General features: G+C 48.0%; 13 protein-coding genes, 1 pseudogene and 1 riboswitch. Of the genes and pseudogenes, 1 reads left to right on the top strand and 13 read right to left on the bottom strand.

The genetic code is table 11. The annotated features are described in order from the left end of the window. Positions 1–645: 645 nt before the first annotated feature. From NSS95_RS01195 to NSS95_RS01165, 7 genes are all read right to left on the bottom strand, one after another. Positions 646–1,176, bottom strand: coding sequence for a YbaK/EbsC family protein (locus NSS95_RS01195; protein ID WP_035182683.1), 531 nt, complete (start codon positions 1,174–1,176; stop codon positions 646–648). Positions 1,177–1,308: 132 nt separating this feature from the next. After that, entirely contained in the window at positions 1,309–1,935 is a 627-nt protein-coding gene (locus NSS95_RS01190) for an NAD(P)-binding protein (RefSeq protein WP_035182685.1), read from the bottom strand. Positions 1,936–2,221: 286 nt separating this feature from the next. Then, on the bottom strand, positions 2,222–2,962 hold the full coding sequence (locus NSS95_RS01185) for a sirohydrochlorin chelatase (RefSeq protein WP_035182689.1): 741 nt from the start codon (positions 2,960–2,962) through the stop codon (positions 2,222–2,224). Between the two features lie 6 nt (positions 2,963–2,968). Further along, positions 2,969–3,727 carry a uroporphyrinogen-III C-methyltransferase gene (cobA, locus tag NSS95_RS01180; RefSeq protein ID WP_017550710.1) on the bottom strand — a complete coding sequence of 253 codons (759 nt, stop codon included), beginning with the start codon at positions 3,725–3,727 and terminating at the stop codon, positions 2,969–2,971. 400 nt (positions 3,728–4,127) lie between these two features. Continuing rightward, on the bottom strand, positions 4,128–4,853 hold the full coding sequence (locus NSS95_RS01175; RefSeq protein ID WP_061565027.1) for a phosphoadenylyl-sulfate reductase: 726 nt from the start codon (positions 4,851–4,853) through the stop codon (positions 4,128–4,130). A 91-nt stretch (positions 4,854–4,944) separates the two neighbouring features. Continuing rightward, positions 4,945–5,049, bottom strand: a riboswitch (SAM riboswitch). A 101-nt stretch (positions 5,050–5,150) separates the two neighbouring features. Beyond that, on the bottom strand, positions 5,151–5,330 hold the full coding sequence (locus NSS95_RS01170) for a hypothetical protein (protein WP_019720423.1): 180 nt from the start codon (positions 5,328–5,330) through the stop codon (positions 5,151–5,153). A gap of 29 nt (positions 5,331–5,359) precedes the next feature. Further along, complete coding sequence (locus NSS95_RS01165) at positions 5,360–5,665, bottom strand: TIGR04104 family putative zinc finger protein (protein ID WP_061565026.1); 306 nt, start codon at positions 5,663–5,665, stop codon at positions 5,360–5,362. 171 nt (positions 5,666–5,836) lie between these two features. Between NSS95_RS01165 and NSS95_RS01160 the strand changes: the two genes are divergently transcribed. Further along, positions 5,837–7,240, top strand: a complete 1,404-nt coding sequence (locus NSS95_RS01160; RefSeq protein ID WP_061565040.1) for a glycosyl hydrolase family 28-related protein — start codon at positions 5,837–5,839, stop codon at positions 7,238–7,240. Positions 7,241–8,540: 1,300 nt separating this feature from the next. Here NSS95_RS01160 and NSS95_RS01155 read toward each other — a convergent pair. From NSS95_RS01155 to NSS95_RS01130, 6 genes and pseudogenes are all read right to left on the bottom strand, one after another. Beyond that, entirely contained in the window at positions 8,541–9,959 is a 1,419-nt protein-coding gene (locus NSS95_RS01155; protein ID WP_017550717.1) for an NAD-dependent succinate-semialdehyde dehydrogenase, read from the bottom strand. A 383-nt stretch (positions 9,960–10,342) separates the two neighbouring features. Beyond that, complete coding sequence (locus tag NSS95_RS01150) at positions 10,343–11,401, bottom strand: phosphotransferase family protein (protein ID WP_017550718.1); 1,059 nt, start codon at positions 11,399–11,401, stop codon at positions 10,343–10,345. A gap of 42 nt (positions 11,402–11,443) precedes the next feature. Further along, positions 11,444–11,848 (bottom strand): acyl-CoA thioesterase, encoded by a 405-nt coding sequence (locus NSS95_RS01145; protein WP_017550719.1) that lies wholly within the window; start codon positions 11,846–11,848, stop codon positions 11,444–11,446. Between the two features lie 248 nt (positions 11,849–12,096). Continuing rightward, the gene (locus NSS95_RS01140) at positions 12,097–12,309 is read right to left on the bottom strand and encodes a hypothetical protein (protein ID WP_017550720.1); all 213 of its coding nucleotides are present in this window, start codon (positions 12,307–12,309) and stop codon (positions 12,097–12,099) included. Between the two features lie 265 nt (positions 12,310–12,574). Then, positions 12,575–13,138 carry a TetR/AcrR family transcriptional regulator gene (locus tag NSS95_RS01135; protein ID WP_017550721.1) on the bottom strand — a complete coding sequence of 188 codons (564 nt, stop codon included), beginning with the start codon at positions 13,136–13,138 and terminating at the stop codon, positions 12,575–12,577. Between the two features lie 68 nt (positions 13,139–13,206). Continuing rightward, positions 13,207–14,821: pseudogene (locus NSS95_RS01130) on the bottom strand (long-chain-fatty-acid--CoA ligase). Position 14,822: the final 1 nt, after the last annotated feature.

Raw genomic sequence — 14,822 nt, 5'->3', positions numbered from 1 at the left:
AATTTGTTAGTAATCTCTAGAAAAATTCATCTTTGAAAATGCGATTCTGTCTTCTCTATATATTGAATCCGCTATCAAGCTTTATTCACATAGAGTACGTCTACGTTAAGGAAGCACGGAAAATTGAAGGTCTTTCTTCACATAGAACGCGTCTACGTTAAGATAGCACGAAAAAAGACGGCCTTCCTTCACATAGGGCGCGTCTACGTTAAGATAGCATGAAAAATTGACGGCCTTTCTTAACATAGAGCCCGTCTACGTTAAGGAAGCACGAAAAAAAGATGACCTTTCTTCACATAGAGCCCGTCTATGTTAAGGAAGCACGGAAAATTGAAGGTCTTTCTTCACATAGAGGGCGTCTACGTTAAGGAAGTACGAAAAATTGACGGCCTTTCTTAACATAGAGCCCGTCTACGTTAAGAAAGCACGAAAAAAAGATGGCCTTCCTTCACATAAGGCGCGTCTACATTAAGAAAGCAAGCAAAAACGAAGGCCTCGCATTAAATTTATGCCAAAGCTGTCAGCATCCTTGCCAAATCTAGGAATTTTGCTTATTCAGGAAGCCCTAATTATATATCAAGCATTTTCCGGCGCGTACCCGGGGCCTCTTTCCATCTCAAAGGCAAGTCTGAAGCGACACGTAGATTATTGCGGATCCGATAAGACACCAGTCCCAGCTACTTGCTGGTAATCTTCCACCGTTTTCCAGCCCTTGCAGACGTCCACCCATTTTTCGGCCTTCCCGTATGTATACAATTCTTCGCAGGTCAATTCAATTGCCGAGTTGCCGCTCCCGCATGCCGGAAATACGGTCGTGAACCGTTTGAGTGAGACGTCCATATAGACCGGCAAATCTTTTTTCAAACCGAACGGGCAGACGCCGCCGACAGCATGGCCGGTATGCTCAAGCGTTTCTTCCGGTGACAGCATCCGCGCTTTCCCGCCGAATGTTTGCCGGAATTTTTTATTGTCGATTTTCGCATCTCCCGCGGTGACAACAAGAAGGGCTTCTTCCTCACCGGTACCCCTGAACGCAAGCGTTTTTGCAATCCGTTCCGGTTCCGTGTTCAGCGCCTCAGCTGCAAGTTCAACCGTCGCGCTTGATGACGACAGGACGAGAACATCTTCTTCCCGATCCCACTGCTTAAAATAGGCTTTGACATCTTCCAATGACATATGGCGACACTCCTTTTTGTGAAAATTTTTAACCCCATTGTAACGGAAGCCATTCCGGGTTGCAAACAGGCTTGCCAAGTTTTTCGCCGGGCACACCGGCTGACTTCCCAAAGCTGCAGCTTCATTCGTTTTTCAACGGGCAGTCCCTTGTATGCGGCTGTGAAAGAAAGATAAGGTTTCCTGCTGCTTTTCAGGCTTGCGGTATGCTTCTCCAAGCAGCTTCTCCAGCCATTCGCTTCTTTCCGATGGAGAAAACTGCGGCCGCTTCAGAAGCTGGCGGCACTCATATAAAAAATCCACATATTGGGCGTAGTTCGTATCATAATGTTCGGATAATTCATTTGCAATTTTGGAAGCCAGTTTCGGGCTTGCCCCGGCTGTAGAAACACTGATGGAAAGCCTGCCCTTTTGGAAAAACGCCGGAAAAGCAAGGTTGCCATTTCCCGCATGGCCGGCATCGTTCACGAGGGCTTTGGCCGGGGCATGGGCAACAATCCGGCTGTTTGTCTCCGGATCATTTGTCGCTGCAATAACCACATCGGCCTGCCGGATGTCTTCTGGTTCGAATGTTTTCTGTTTCCAAATGAATGCGCGTTGTTGAGCCATAGCCTGCAATTCATCGTTCAGGTGCGGGCTCACGACGGTAACGTATGCCCCCGCTTCCTGCAAAAGCCGGAATCTGCGTGCCGCAACTTTTCCACCGCCGATAACAACAGCCTGCTTCCCGTCTAAATCGACCATAACCGGTACCCAAACCATTCCTGATCTCCTTTCCAGTTTATCCATTGCAAAAAGCCCGCCGTTCTCCCTGCTTGGCATGCTCCCATTCCAGCGTTTCCTGGAAAGCCGGAATCGGGTAAGTGCCGGCACGCGCAATGGAAAACGCCGGGCCGCGGGCATTTTTCAAACTGCATCGGACCCAAAAAAGTGCCGGTACGCGCAATGAACGCTGCACCCCGGCACCTTTTAAACTGCATCGCCCCAAAAAGTCCGGGGTGCACAATAGAAAACACCGCAGGCTTGACTGGGTAAAAATCCCGTGATCTCAAATAAAATCCTCTGCGCCCAACGCTTCTTTTGCCCGAACGGCCAATGCGTCCGCCATATCCGGATGGCAGCCGAGATACCGTGCCAGCCGGATATCATATCCTTCCCGCTGCAGCATGCCCACTTTCTTTTCCAGCGACCGGACGAGCACGCCGGTAAACCAAAGATAAGGGGCCACAACTACCGGGTGCCCGGTTGCGGTCAGCTCCTTCAGCGCATCATCAAAACGAGGCTCAAGCACTGCCAAATAAGCCGTTTTGATCTGTTCTGTCCCCAATTGCGCACGCAACCCGGCAGCAATTTTTGCAAAATCGCACAGTGTTTCCGGGTTGCGGCTGCCGCGTCCAACAAGCAGAATCCAGGCACCCGGAGGCATGCCGGTTTCCAAAATATTTTCTGCCAAAATTTCGATGATCCGGTCCCCGACACCGAGCGGGCGGCCGTACGTAAACACAATATGCGGATAACGCTGTTTCGCTTCCCGGATCGCGCGCGGGATATCCTCATAATAATGCCCGGCACTCAGCAGCAATACCGGCACAACAGCAATGCGCCCTGCGCCGCCCCGGACAAGCGCATCAATCCCTGCCGCAATATCCGGTTCCGCAATTTCCAGATAGCAAATTTCCTGGAGATCCGCATCCACCTGCGCCATTGCTTGCCGGATCGTCGCTGTTGCTTCCCGGGCGGTTTCAGGCACACGGCTGCCATGGCTGACATATAAAACGCCTTGTTTCATACCCGTTCACCCGGTACAGGCCGGAGCAGCAGAAAGCTGTTCAAACCATTTTAACTCTTCGCGCAGTTTTACCACTTCTCCGATGATCAAAAGCGATGGGTTGCGCAGCCCAGCCGCCTTTTCACTTAAATTTCCAAGCGTGCTGACCGCGGTTTCCTGTTTTTCAGTCGTGCCCCAGCGGATTAGTGCAGCCGGCATGTCCGGTGATTTGCCGTGCTTTATCAGTTGCGCACAGATGAGTGGCAGATTTTTCACGCCCATATAAATGCAAAGTGTATCAATTCCCGCATATTTGGACCAATACGCATCAAGATCTTCGCCTTTTTTCGTGACGCCCGCGATAAAAGCAACGGATGTACTGAGCCCGCGGTGGGTGAGCGGAATGCCGGCATAGGCGGGCACAGCGGAACCGGCTGTAATTCCCGGCACGATTTCAAACGGAATATGTTTTTGCACCAGGACTTCCGCTTCCTCCCCGCCTCTACCGAATATAAACGGATCACCGCCCTTTAAACGGACAACCGTTTTTCCTTGGTTAGCAAATTTCACAAGCAGGTGGTTGATCATATCCTGCGTCATCGTATGGGCATCCGGTTTTTTCCCGCAGTAGACAAGTTCTGCATCCGGCCTTGCCTCTTTTAACAGGTCCGGATTCACCAGCCGGTCATATAAAATGACATCCGCTTCCCGGATCAGGCGCAATCCTTTCACTGTAATCAGCTCCGGATCGCCGGGTCCTGCCCCGACTAAATATACTTTTCTCATTTCTTCACCTGCTTTAAACTTAATCGGACTCGTTGTTTTGGTTGATGCGAGCACTTGAACAATCCTAGTCTGGATTGGCTACAAGCGGGCACCTGAAAAAGCTGGCTGCTTTTGCCGCTAGAGCTTGCTGAACGGGTCCAATTCTGCGTTTGTACCCAATTTATCAGCAAGCTCCATCTCAAAATATAAAAGAATCCATCTTCGAAAATGCGATTTTATCTTCTCTATACGCTGAATCAGCTTCCAAGTGCAATTTTTTCCCTGGTTTTTTCATAAAACCGATTTGTATATAAATTTTTGCCGCATTCTTACCAAATCTAGGAATTTTGTAAAATGAACGAAATCTTGTCATGCAGACTGATGCTTACTCTTATTACCTATGTCATTTTATATAGCAGCCTTATTTTTTCTGAACCGTATGCAGCCCGCATTCGGTTTTATTAAAGCCCGCCCATCTTCCTGCTCTTGAGTCGCTGTTTCCGACAGCACGTGTGCACGGGAAGCAGCCGATGCTCGGATATCCCTGGTCGTGCAATTCGTTATATGGAAGATTGTTAGACCGGATATAGTTCCAAACATCATCCCATGTCCAATGAATCAGCGGGCAAATTTTAATCGAATGGAACCTTTCATCTTTATTGACAAAATTCGTTTTTGCCCTTGTCGGCGATTGCTCCCGCCGTAAGCCGGATATCCAGGCCACAGCTCCCTGCAGCGTTTCTTCAAGCGGCTTGATTTTCCGGATATAGCAGCATTGGTCCGGATCCCTTTTCCAAAGGGCAGATCCGTATTGCGCCGCCTGTTCATCAAGCGTAAGCGACGGTTTTTTCATTTGGATATTTAAAGCCGGATATTTCTTTTTTACTTTTTCAATCAATTCGTAAGTCTGCGGAAAGTGCAGGTCCGTATCCAAAAATACGATATCCGCATCTTCTCTGACTTTCGAAATGAGATCAATCAGCACCATTCCTTCTGCGCCGAAGCTGCACGCATATACCACTGATTTACCGTACGTGCCATATGCCCACTGCAAAATTTCCAATGCACCCTTTGTTTTATCTTCCGGCACGAACGCTGCAAACGGATCCGACGTAAACTGTTCATATGTGAGCCGCGTTTGCTCCACTCTATTCCCTTCTTTCTTATTCGATTACTAAGGATTAAACGACAAAAATCTTCTTACCCTGAAGTAAGAAGATATCCATTCCCGGGAAATCTTCTTATCTTTCAGGCCACCACCTGCAGGAATTGGCACAGTACCCGTTTTCGGACCTGCTGCCGAGGCTTCACAGGGCCCTTCCCTCCACCTCTCTTGATAAGAAAATAACAACATATAAGCTTGAAGTTTATTGTATACCTTCTTATGCTATTCGTCAACGAAAAATTCTGATAAAGAAAATAAGGCCCATTTTCACGAAAAGTGTTACATGTAGTTTTGGGCCACCTTTTTCTTTCTCATTTGATGAAATGGTTTCCAATCTTTACTTGCATGTGTTTTTTTCAAATCTTGCTCTGTACCAAATCGGTTCATCAATTCACCTTTAAACTTGCGGCGTACCGGCTCAGCTCCGCGTTTCATCATCACCTGGATTTTTGAAGCCATTTAAAAGGGCGACAACTATTCGTTCCCTTTTACCATAGAGGCCTTTCTTTATGATCAAACGAATAAACATAAGGCATCATAAGAATCAAACAAGCCCAAATAATGATGATTAGTGTTATGAATGCAATTTTTGGAATGCCCAATATCATTAGTCCAAATGAGATGAAAAAGCAAAGCAGGGAAAAATATCCAACTTTATTTCGAAACTTCAAACTTGGATATAACTTGGCTTTACAATTTGGACATTCTATGGTTTGGTCAAACTTCCATAACCTCTTAAAGATATAAATCCACTTAAATGGATGGTTACAATCAGAACATTTTGGCAGGCTCATTGACTTCCACCTTCCTTTTCTTCGATTTTAACATAAAATCCAATCTTTTTTTATGCCAACAACAATGATTTAGAAAAGAGTCTTCCTTTTTCAGTGCGTTTTCCAACCTGCGGGGGTAAACTACATATATCCAATGACAGAGACTGAATGAAGGCAAAGCGGGGTGAAAAAATGATTCATTTGGATAAGCATCATGACCCCCGGACAAACGGCATGCTGCTGCGCCAGCTTTCACGCAGGGCAGTCCAGCCGGGTACCCTAATCCAGGAAAATGAAGCGCTTTTTCAAAAATACTGCCAGCCGGAATTTCACAAACCGTTTTCCCTTTCACGGCTGCTGCTGAACCGGAGATATCCGGTTGAACCGTATAAAACCCTTGCAGATCAGAACGGCCTTGTCTACCCGGAATGGAAAACGATATTGGATCAAGAATACAGCCGGCTGCTGTCTGTGGCATCCCGTACAGTCAATGTGGCAGATTTCGGGGCTGCCGGCGATGGAAAAACCGACTGCACAGCGGCATTCCAAAAAGCACTGGGAAACGGCCGCGTGAAAGTGATCGTACCGGAAGGCGTTTATCTTGTAAAGGGGCTTAAGCTGCCTTCATGGACATGCCTTTGCGGCAGCGGAAAAGGCGTAACCATCATCAAACTCCATCCGCATGCACCGAAAAAAACGCGTCTCATCCAAAATGCCCATTTTCATCGTGGCAATCACCATATATCGGTGGAGGGGCTCACGCTCGATTGGAATGTCGAAAGGCTCGGGCAAGAGGAAAGAACGGCAGCAGGAAATAACCGTTCAAGCTGTCTGACTTTTGCGCACGTCACGTTCGGCTGGGTGAAAAATGTGGAGGCGGCGGGGGCCGGACTGCACGGTTTTGATGTATCCTCTGCCCGTTATCATTATTTGGGAGACGGCTTTCTCGCCCCAGGAAGGAGCCGCTATATCTGGCTGGACGGGCTCACGGCAAGCGGATTCGGTGATGACGGGATTACCACCCACCATAGCGACTATTGTTTTATTTCAAATTCTTTCTGTTACAACCCAAGTGGAAGGGCCCACAAAAAAGGGTTTTCCAACTCCAATGGCATTGAGATTGATGACGGCTCGCGCCATGTATGGCTTTGCAATAATGCATCAAGCGGCTGTTTCGGAGGTGTTGAAATCAAAGCCCACCACAATGCATCGGCTGCTTCTCATGTGCATTTGTATGGCCATCTTTCTGTCCGCGACAACCGCTCTTTTAACTTCCGGCATATCGGCCACCATAAAGGCAAAGATGCCGATTCGAAAAGCGCGAACCATATTGTGGCGGCCAATCTAGTTTCTGTCGCACCGGTGTTTACGGATTTATATGAAGGTTCAACGCCGCGCAGCCTCGTTGTTTCCGCTTACCGAAACGTTGTAATTAACGGGCTGACTGCGCTTGGCGACCCGGATTATGATTTCAAGGGAAATCCTGTTGTCGCCATCCAGTACCGCGCAAAAAATGTTATTTTGAAAAATGTAGAAATCAGCGGGTTTCAAAATGCAAAACGGATCAGGGGCAAAGACAAATGCGTACTGCTGTAATGCTTGGATTGTTCATAAATAAAGAGAGAATCTAAGCAAGACTTGCCGAATGAATCGGATAATAGCTTCTTATCCGATTCACCCTGCAAGTCCAGCCTTCATGTTTGCCACCAATAGAAGCGATATCTGCAAAAAAGGGGATGAAATGGCTTTCGAGTGCAAAGTTTTTTCTACATCTTTTTGAAACCCTTGCATTTAAAGTTCGGCAAAACCCTTGGGATCCTTGCCCGTCCGAGATTTTGCTGATTCAGCAAGCCCTGGATCCTTCCTTTTCATCATCGTTTGAAGATCATTTCCCGGGGAAACTTGGTGTCTTTTGTCATGAATGCGGGCGTGGAAAGACATTTCTATACAAAGTTTTTGCCGACTTTGCGCCCCTTCTCGAGTAAAAGACATTTTGTCTTCCTTGATGCCAATGCCCGGAAATTTGTTGTGACATGTCTTTCATAGCACTCGTGCCAGTAATGTTATCGCAATTTTTCTCTCATTAAGTTGCGAATACTTTTCCCGACCAATTGTGTTATTTTCCTTTCACCATAAAGGACGCTTTCCCGGGAAATTTGTTGCCTTTTGTCTTTTTAAAGACCTCTAAAAAACATTGGGACCATCGTACGGATCCTTTTTTGTCTTTTTGAACGTTTTAAAAAGACATTTTGACTCAGTCCCACCCCCGTTTTGTCTTTTTGAAGGCTTCTAAAGGACACTTGGACCACTACCCAGATCCTTTTTGTCTTTTTGAGCATCTTAAAAAGACATTTGGGCTCGATCCCCACTCCTTTTTGTCTTTTTGAAGGCGTCTAGGGGACATCTTGGGGCGAGAATCATTGCCTTTTGTCTTTTTGAAGGTCTCTAAAGGACATTTGGACCTCCGCCCGGATCCTTTTTTGTCTTTTTGAACGTTTTAAAAAGACATTTGGACTCGGTCCCACCTCCTTTTTGTCTTTTTGAAGTGTTCTAGGGGACATTTCAGGGTGGGAATCATTTCCTTTTGTCTTTTAGAAGGCCTCTAAAGGACACTTGGACCACTGCCCAGATCCTTTTTGTCTTTTTAAACGTCTTAAAAAGACATTTGGGGGCGGATCCCATTCCTTTTTGTCTTTTTGACGGCTTCTAGGGGACATTTTGAGCTCTGGCCTGATCCCTTTTTGTCTTTTTGAAAGCCTGTAAAAGACCTTTGGACCACTTCCCCGGATCTGCCTCAAAAACATTCGAGCCAAGTACCGCAACTGGTTTAGGATCAAAAAAGTGGGATCCCCATTTTTAGAGATCCCACTTTTTTCCTGCAGGCCGATCCAGGTACTTATAAACCGAGCGAAATATATTTGACTTCCAAAAATTCTTCGATGCCGTAACGGCCGCCTTCCCTGCCGAGACCACTCTGCTTGAAACCGCCGAATGGGGCCTGCGGCGTGGACGGAAGCCCGTCGTTCAGCCCGACAATGCCATATTCCAGCCCCTCTGCAATTTGAATGCCTTCTGAAATATTTTCCGTGAACACATACGCAGCAAGACCGTAAATGGAATCATTGGCACGCCGAATTGCTTCATCAATATCCGTAAATTTCGTTACCGGTGCAAGCGGCCCGAATGTTTCTTCATTCATGCATATCATATCATCGGTAACATTGGAAATGACTGTCGGCTCAAAGAACAACCCATCTTTCGCGCTGCCGCCTGTTTCCACGGTAGCCCCTTTTTCCACTGCATCTTTGACGTGATGTTCTACTTTTTCAACCGCATTCCGGTCAATCAGCGGACCGATATCCGTTCCTTCTGCAAGGCCGTCCCCAACACGGAGTGCTTTCACTTTTTCTGTAAATTTCTTGGTAAAAGCTTCATACACTTCTTCCTGTACATAAATGCGGTTCGAGCACACACAAGTCTGACCGGCGTTGCGGAATTTTGCTGCAACCGTGCCCTCTACAGCTTTATCGAGGTCCGCATGTTTTGTGATGATCACCGGTGCATGCCCACCAAGTTCAAGCGACACTTTTTTCACTGTGTCAGCTGAGCCGCGCATCAGCTCTTTCCCGATTTCGGTCGATCCGGTAAAAGTAAGTTTGCGGACGCGTTCATCGGCAAGCCAAGTGTCCCCGATTTCCTTCGCACTCCCGGTTATTACATTGATGACGCCTTTCGGAATGCCGGCTTTTGCAGCAAGCTCAGCAAGCTTCAAAGCAGTAAGTGGTGTCTGTTTTGCCGGCTTGATGACAACGGTGCAGCCGGCAGCAAGCGCAGGCGCAACTTTGCGGGTAATCATGGCAGCCGGGAAATTCCACGGGGTAATGGCCGCGACAACGCCGACCGGCTGTTTATGGACAAACAGGCGTTTATTGGTGGTGGATGCCGGAATCGTTTCGCCATACACACGCTTTCCTTCTTCGGCAAACCACTCGATAAAGCCATTTGCGTAACGCATTTCACCGAGTGCTTCCTTTAGCGGCTTGCCCTGTTCAATGGTCATCGTCCTGGCAAGCTCATTTTCATTTTCGCGGATCAGTTCAAACCACGTGCGGAGGTAAGCACTTCGTTCATAGGCAGAAAGCGCCGCCCACGCCGGAAAAGCCGTATGCGCCGCATCCACAGCAAGCCTGGCTTCCTTTTCTCCGCCTTTTGGAATCGTCGCAATCACTTCGCCGGACGCAGGGTTGTCCACTTTAATTTTTGGCAGTCCTTCCCCTGTCCACTCACCATTCAAGTACATCAAGTAGTCTTCCATAGCTCCATCTCCCTTCGAGTAATAGTTTACGATTTTTCAGATGATTTTTCTCGTTTTATGATTGCAAAATTTGTTTCGCCGACATGAGTATTCTTGATTTTGTAATTAAAAAAGAATACCTCTGACTTACTCATTTTTACATAATTTTGATGTCAGGAAGCATGCTGAAATGTTTCATACGATAAGCTGACCCTGTCAGTTGACAAAAATTTAATGGAGCGACAATCAGGTCATAAAAAAACGTAACAGAAGCTCATACAAAGCCCTTGTTACGCACAATCCAAATGCCAATCAAACAAAAGTTAACTGCGGGAAAGAATCAGATCCGGAAGTCTTAACTACAACGTGAATCCACCTTCACCCATTATAAGAAAAATCCCCAATCACACCCTTTCCGCCACTTCCACCGCGTGACGGATCAGGCTGCGGACGACGTTGCCGAAATGGGCGAAACGCTGGTCTTGTGTCTGGCCGCGTTTGTAGCGGTAGTAGATTTGCTGGCAAATGCCGGCGAGCTTAAAGTAACCGAAAATCAAGTAATAATCGATGTTCGAGACGTCGCGCCCGCTTTTTTTCGCATAGGCTTCGACAAACTCGCGGCGTGTCATAAAGCCGTCCAGCGTCGTGACGGACGGTTCACCGAGCCCATTTTTGATCAAATCCGGGTCATCTTTTTCCGTCCAGTAGCTGAGCGCAGCGCCAAGATCTGCGAGCGGGTCGCCGATGGTCGCCATTTCCCAGTCAAACAGGCCAGTCATTTCCGAAAAATCTTCGTTAAACATGGCGTTATTCAGCTTATAATCATAATGAATCACGGCTGCACCTTGTTGCGGCGGAATATGATCACGCAAATAATGGATGAGCGGCTCTGCTTCCGGAATTTCATCCGTCTTCGCACGCAGGTAGCGCTCAATCCAGCCGTTCACCTGGCGTTCGAGAAAACCATCCGGCTTTGACATGGAAAGGAGCTCTGTCTTTTCATATGGGATCGCATGCAGTTCCACAAGCCGGTCAACCATGATACCGGAAATCCGCCGGCACGTCTCCTTTGTCGGCTCCACTCCCGGCGGAAAAGCGGTGTCAAGCACAATACCATGCTTTCTTTCCATGAGAAAAAACGGAGCGCCGATCACAGACGGGTCCTCCTCGAAAAGCAACACTTCCGGCGCCGGTGTGAAAAATGGCCGGAGCGCCTTCAGCACGCGAAATTCGCGCCCCATGTCATGCGCTTTCGGGGCAACCGGGCCAAGCGGCGGGCGCCTGAGCACTGCTTCCCACGAACCTGCTTTTAATTGATAGGTCAAATTCGAACGGCCTGCTGAAAATTGTGCGATTCCAAGCGGTACATTCGGCATTTGCGGAAACTTCTTCTGCAGGTATTCCTGCAGCCTGGTTAAGTCCAGTTCTTCCCCTTTGCGGACCGGAATTGTGTCTGAATGCATTTTTCCTCTCCCCCTTGTATCCCGTAATAGGCAGATCGTTTTTCACATCGCCGTCTGCAAATGCTTTTCCAGGATGCCCCTTATGTCATCTGGAATCGGGCGGGATTGCTGCTTATCAAAGTCAAAAAAAACGACAACCGCTTTCCCCCTTGCGATCAAGCGGCCGGTTTCTGCATCCAGAATTTCATGAGCCAGTTCACAGCTCGTATTGCCGAGCTTTGCCACACCGGTCCTGATCGTGAGTTCTTCATTATAAAACGCCTGGCTGACAAAATCGCATTTTACTGAAGCTAAAATAATATTGAAATCTTTTATTTCTACGCTTGCACCAATGCTTTCAAAAAATTTCAAACGGGCATCTTCCAAGTAGATGAAGTAACTGGTGTTGTTAATATGTCCGATAGCATCTGTTTCGCAAAAGCGTGTCCGTAATTTCAATTCATGCAAAAAAATCCCTCCCTTTTGCTTGAACACCATTACGGTAGCTGTAGATTTACAACCTTGCAAGGTCCTGACCATGATTGATCCGTTGCTACAATCCCTTTTTTTCCCAAGACCATTTCTTGTCACAGCTGCCGCAATGTGATGCGCTTTTTCATCCCGTGCAGTCTGCTCATCACAAGGCCGTCCCCAATTCCAGCTGCCGCATTGTAATGCACTTTTTCGATTTCGTGCAGTCCCGCAATACAATCTCATTACAGCAGTTGTACGGTTTTACAACCTTGCAAGGTCCTGGCCATGATTGATCCGCTGCTGTAACCCCTTCTTTTCACAAGGCCATTTTCTGTCAGCTGCGGTAACGTGATGCGCTTTTTCATCCCATGCAGCTCGCTCAATACAAACTCATTGCGAAAGCTGTAGGGTGTTGCACCTTCCAAGTCCTGGCCATGATTGATCCGCTGCTGCAATCCCTTCTTTTCACAAGGCCATTTTCTGTCAGCTGCGATAACGTGATGCGCTTTTTCATCCCATGCAGCTCGCTCAATACAAACTCATTGCGGAAGCTGTAGGTGATGCACATCCCAGGATCCTGGCTATGAATAATTCCGATACTAAACCTCTATTTCTCAAAGCCATTCTCAAATACAGCCGCCGTAACGTAATGTGCTTTTTCAATCCGTTCAGCCCGCTTGCTCGATCTCAAAACAACACCATTACGACAGCTGCATGGTTCTATGCTTTTTCAATCCCGTGCAGGACGATATCCATGAACAGTTCTGCCACTTCTGCCGCCGATTTCCGACCTTCCGGGTTAAACCACTGGTAGCTCCAGTTCACCATGCCGAGAATGGCAAAGGAAGTAAGATTCGCGTCCAGATGCTCCGCAAACTCGCCGATCTCAATGCCTTCCCGGATCAGCTTTTCAACCCCGAGGCGGAAAGCTTCGCGTTTTTGTAAAATCAGTTCGAGCTTTTCACCGCTTAAATTTTTGATCTCCCGGAAAAAGATCAGGGCTTTTGCTTTTTCCGTTTTGATGCTTTCAAGCAGCATCAGGACAAGCGCATGCAGTTTTGCCTTGCACGATGCGTTTTCCGAGAGAATGGCCTTCTGTTTTTCCAAAAGTTTCGTAATATAGTCCATATGAATGTCCATCAAAAGTTGTTCTTTGCTGGAAAAATAATAGTAAAACGTGCCTTTTGTCGCGCCGATGCTGTCGACGATGTCCTGAATGGATGTCTCCGTGAAGCCTTTTTGTTCAAACAAGCGTATGCTGTGTTCCGTAATCTTCGCTTTCATGCCGGTCCTCTCCATCTATTACTATATTAAGAAAATTATATCACATGCCCGGCTTCACGTTTCTGCTCTTACTCGCGCACTTTCTTTTCTTCTTCGCGCAGCTTGCGGCGCAAAATTTTCCCGACATTTGTTTTCGGTAACGCATCACGGAACTCTATGATCTTCGGGCGTTTATACGGGGCGAGATGGGCGCTGCAATATTCGCTCAGTGCTTCTTCCGTCATCTTCTGCCCTTCTTTTAACACGACAAATGCCTTAACGGTCTCCCCCCGGTATGGATCCGGCACACCGATCACCACTGCTTCCTGGACGGCGGGATGCGCATACAGCACCTCCTCGACATCGCGCGGGTACACGTTATAGCCGCTTGCAATGATCATATCTTTTTTGCGGTCAACAATATAAGCGTACCCTTCCTCATCCATTTTCGCGATATCGCCGGTGTACAGCCAGCCATCCCGAAGTGCTTCCGCCGTTTCTTCCGGCATGTTCCAATACCCTTTCATCACTTGCGGGCCTTTTACAATCAGTTCGCCCACTTCGCCCGGTTTCAGTTCCTCCGTGCCGGTTGCAACATCGACGATTTTATAATCTGTTGATGGTATCGCGATCCCAATGCTGCCCGGCTTGCGTTTTCCGAAAACCGGATTGCAGTGTGTAACCGGGGAAGCTTCCGAAAGGCCATACCCCTCGACAATGACGCCCCCCCGTTTTTTCTTCAAACTGGCGCAAAAGTCCGAGCGGCATCGGTGCACTCCCGCTGTTGCAGGTCTTAATGGAATCCAGCCCGTACTCCATCGCTTTCGGGTGGTTCGTGATGGCAACATACATCGTCGGGACACCCGGAAAATAGGTTGGCTGCGTTTCCTTGATGGTCTGGAGAACTTCTTCAAGATCAAAACGCGGCAGCATGATCGATTCCGAACCGGTGTAGATTACATAGTTCATGGCACATGTCATGCCAAACACGTGGAAAAGCGGAATAACGGTCAAAATCCGTTCTTCTCCCGGCCCCATGACCGGTTTGAAAAATGCATAGGTTTGCACCAGATTGGCAAGAAGGTTTCGGTGGGTCAGCCTCGCACCCTTTGACCGGCCAGTGGTGCCGCCCGTATACTGGAGTACGGCAATATCCTCCCGGGGGTCGAGCGCAGGAGGGTTGTAATCCGTGCCTGCCTGTAAAAAGGCATCAAAGGGTTCAGCATCATCCAAAGGGCCGGCTGCCGGCTTAAAACTGGCTGTGACAACATTTTTCAAGGATGTTTCCGGGCGGACGGCCTGCACTTTCGGGTACAAATCATCCAGGACAATGATGGTTTCTGCGCCTGAGTCATTTAATATATGCCTGATCTCCGGTTCGACGAGCATCGGATTGATCTGGACAATCACAGCACCTGCCATTAGCACACCGTAATAGGACACGACATACTGCGGGCAGTTCGGCAGCGTGATCGCCACTCTGCTGCCTTTTTGCACGCCTCTTTTCTGAAGGACGGAAGCAAAGGCAAGCGATGCTTTGTAAAGTTCCGCATAGGTCGTCTTTCTGCCGTAAAAAGAGAGGGCAGTGCGGTCCGGGTGCTTTTCGGCTGCAGTAACAAGTATTTGGTACAGCGGCGTATCCGGCACTTCAATTTCTTTCGGAATATCATCGGTATAGACAGCATGCCATACTTTGTTTTCCATT

This window comes from Weizmannia sp. FSL K6-3076, assembly GCF_038007245.1.
Classification (GTDB): Bacteria; Bacillota; Bacilli; order Bacillales; family Bacillaceae_C; genus Weizmannia; species Weizmannia faecalis.
The sequence above is the reverse complement of the archived record's forward strand: the minus strand, read 5'-3'. Positions and strand labels throughout refer to the sequence as shown.

Coding starts and splice junctions, on each gene's coding strand:
- NSS95_RS01160 (WP_061565040.1), top strand. CDS start 5,837: ATGATTCATTTGGATAAGCATCATGACCCCCGGACAAACGGCATGCTG.
- cobA (WP_017550710.1), bottom strand. CDS start 3,727: ATGAGAAAAGTATATTTAGTCGGGGCAGGACCCGGCGATCCGGAGCTG.
- NSS95_RS01155 (WP_017550717.1), bottom strand. CDS start 9,959: ATGGAAGACTACTTGATGTACTTGAATGGTGAGTGGACAGGGGAAGGA.
- NSS95_RS01170 (WP_019720423.1), bottom strand. CDS start 5,330: ATGGCTTCAAAAATCCAGGTGATGATGAAACGCGGAGCTGAGCCGGTA.
- NSS95_RS01150 (WP_017550718.1), bottom strand. CDS start 11,401: ATGCATTCAGACACAATTCCGGTCCGCAAAGGGGAAGAACTGGACTTA.
- NSS95_RS01135 (WP_017550721.1), bottom strand. CDS start 13,138: ATGAAAGCGAAGATTACGGAACACAGCATACGCTTGTTTGAACAAAAA.
- NSS95_RS01185 (WP_035182689.1), bottom strand. CDS start 2,962: ATGAAACAAGGCGTTTTATATGTCAGCCATGGCAGCCGTGTGCCTGAA.
- NSS95_RS01190 (WP_035182685.1), bottom strand. CDS start 1,935: ATGGTTTGGGTACCGGTTATGGTCGATTTAGACGGGAAGCAGGCTGTT.
- NSS95_RS01165 (WP_061565026.1), bottom strand. CDS start 5,665: ATGAGCCTGCCAAAATGTTCTGATTGTAACCATCCATTTAAGTGGATT.
- NSS95_RS01195 (WP_035182683.1), bottom strand. CDS start 1,176: ATGTCATTGGAAGATGTCAAAGCCTATTTTAAGCAGTGGGATCGGGAA.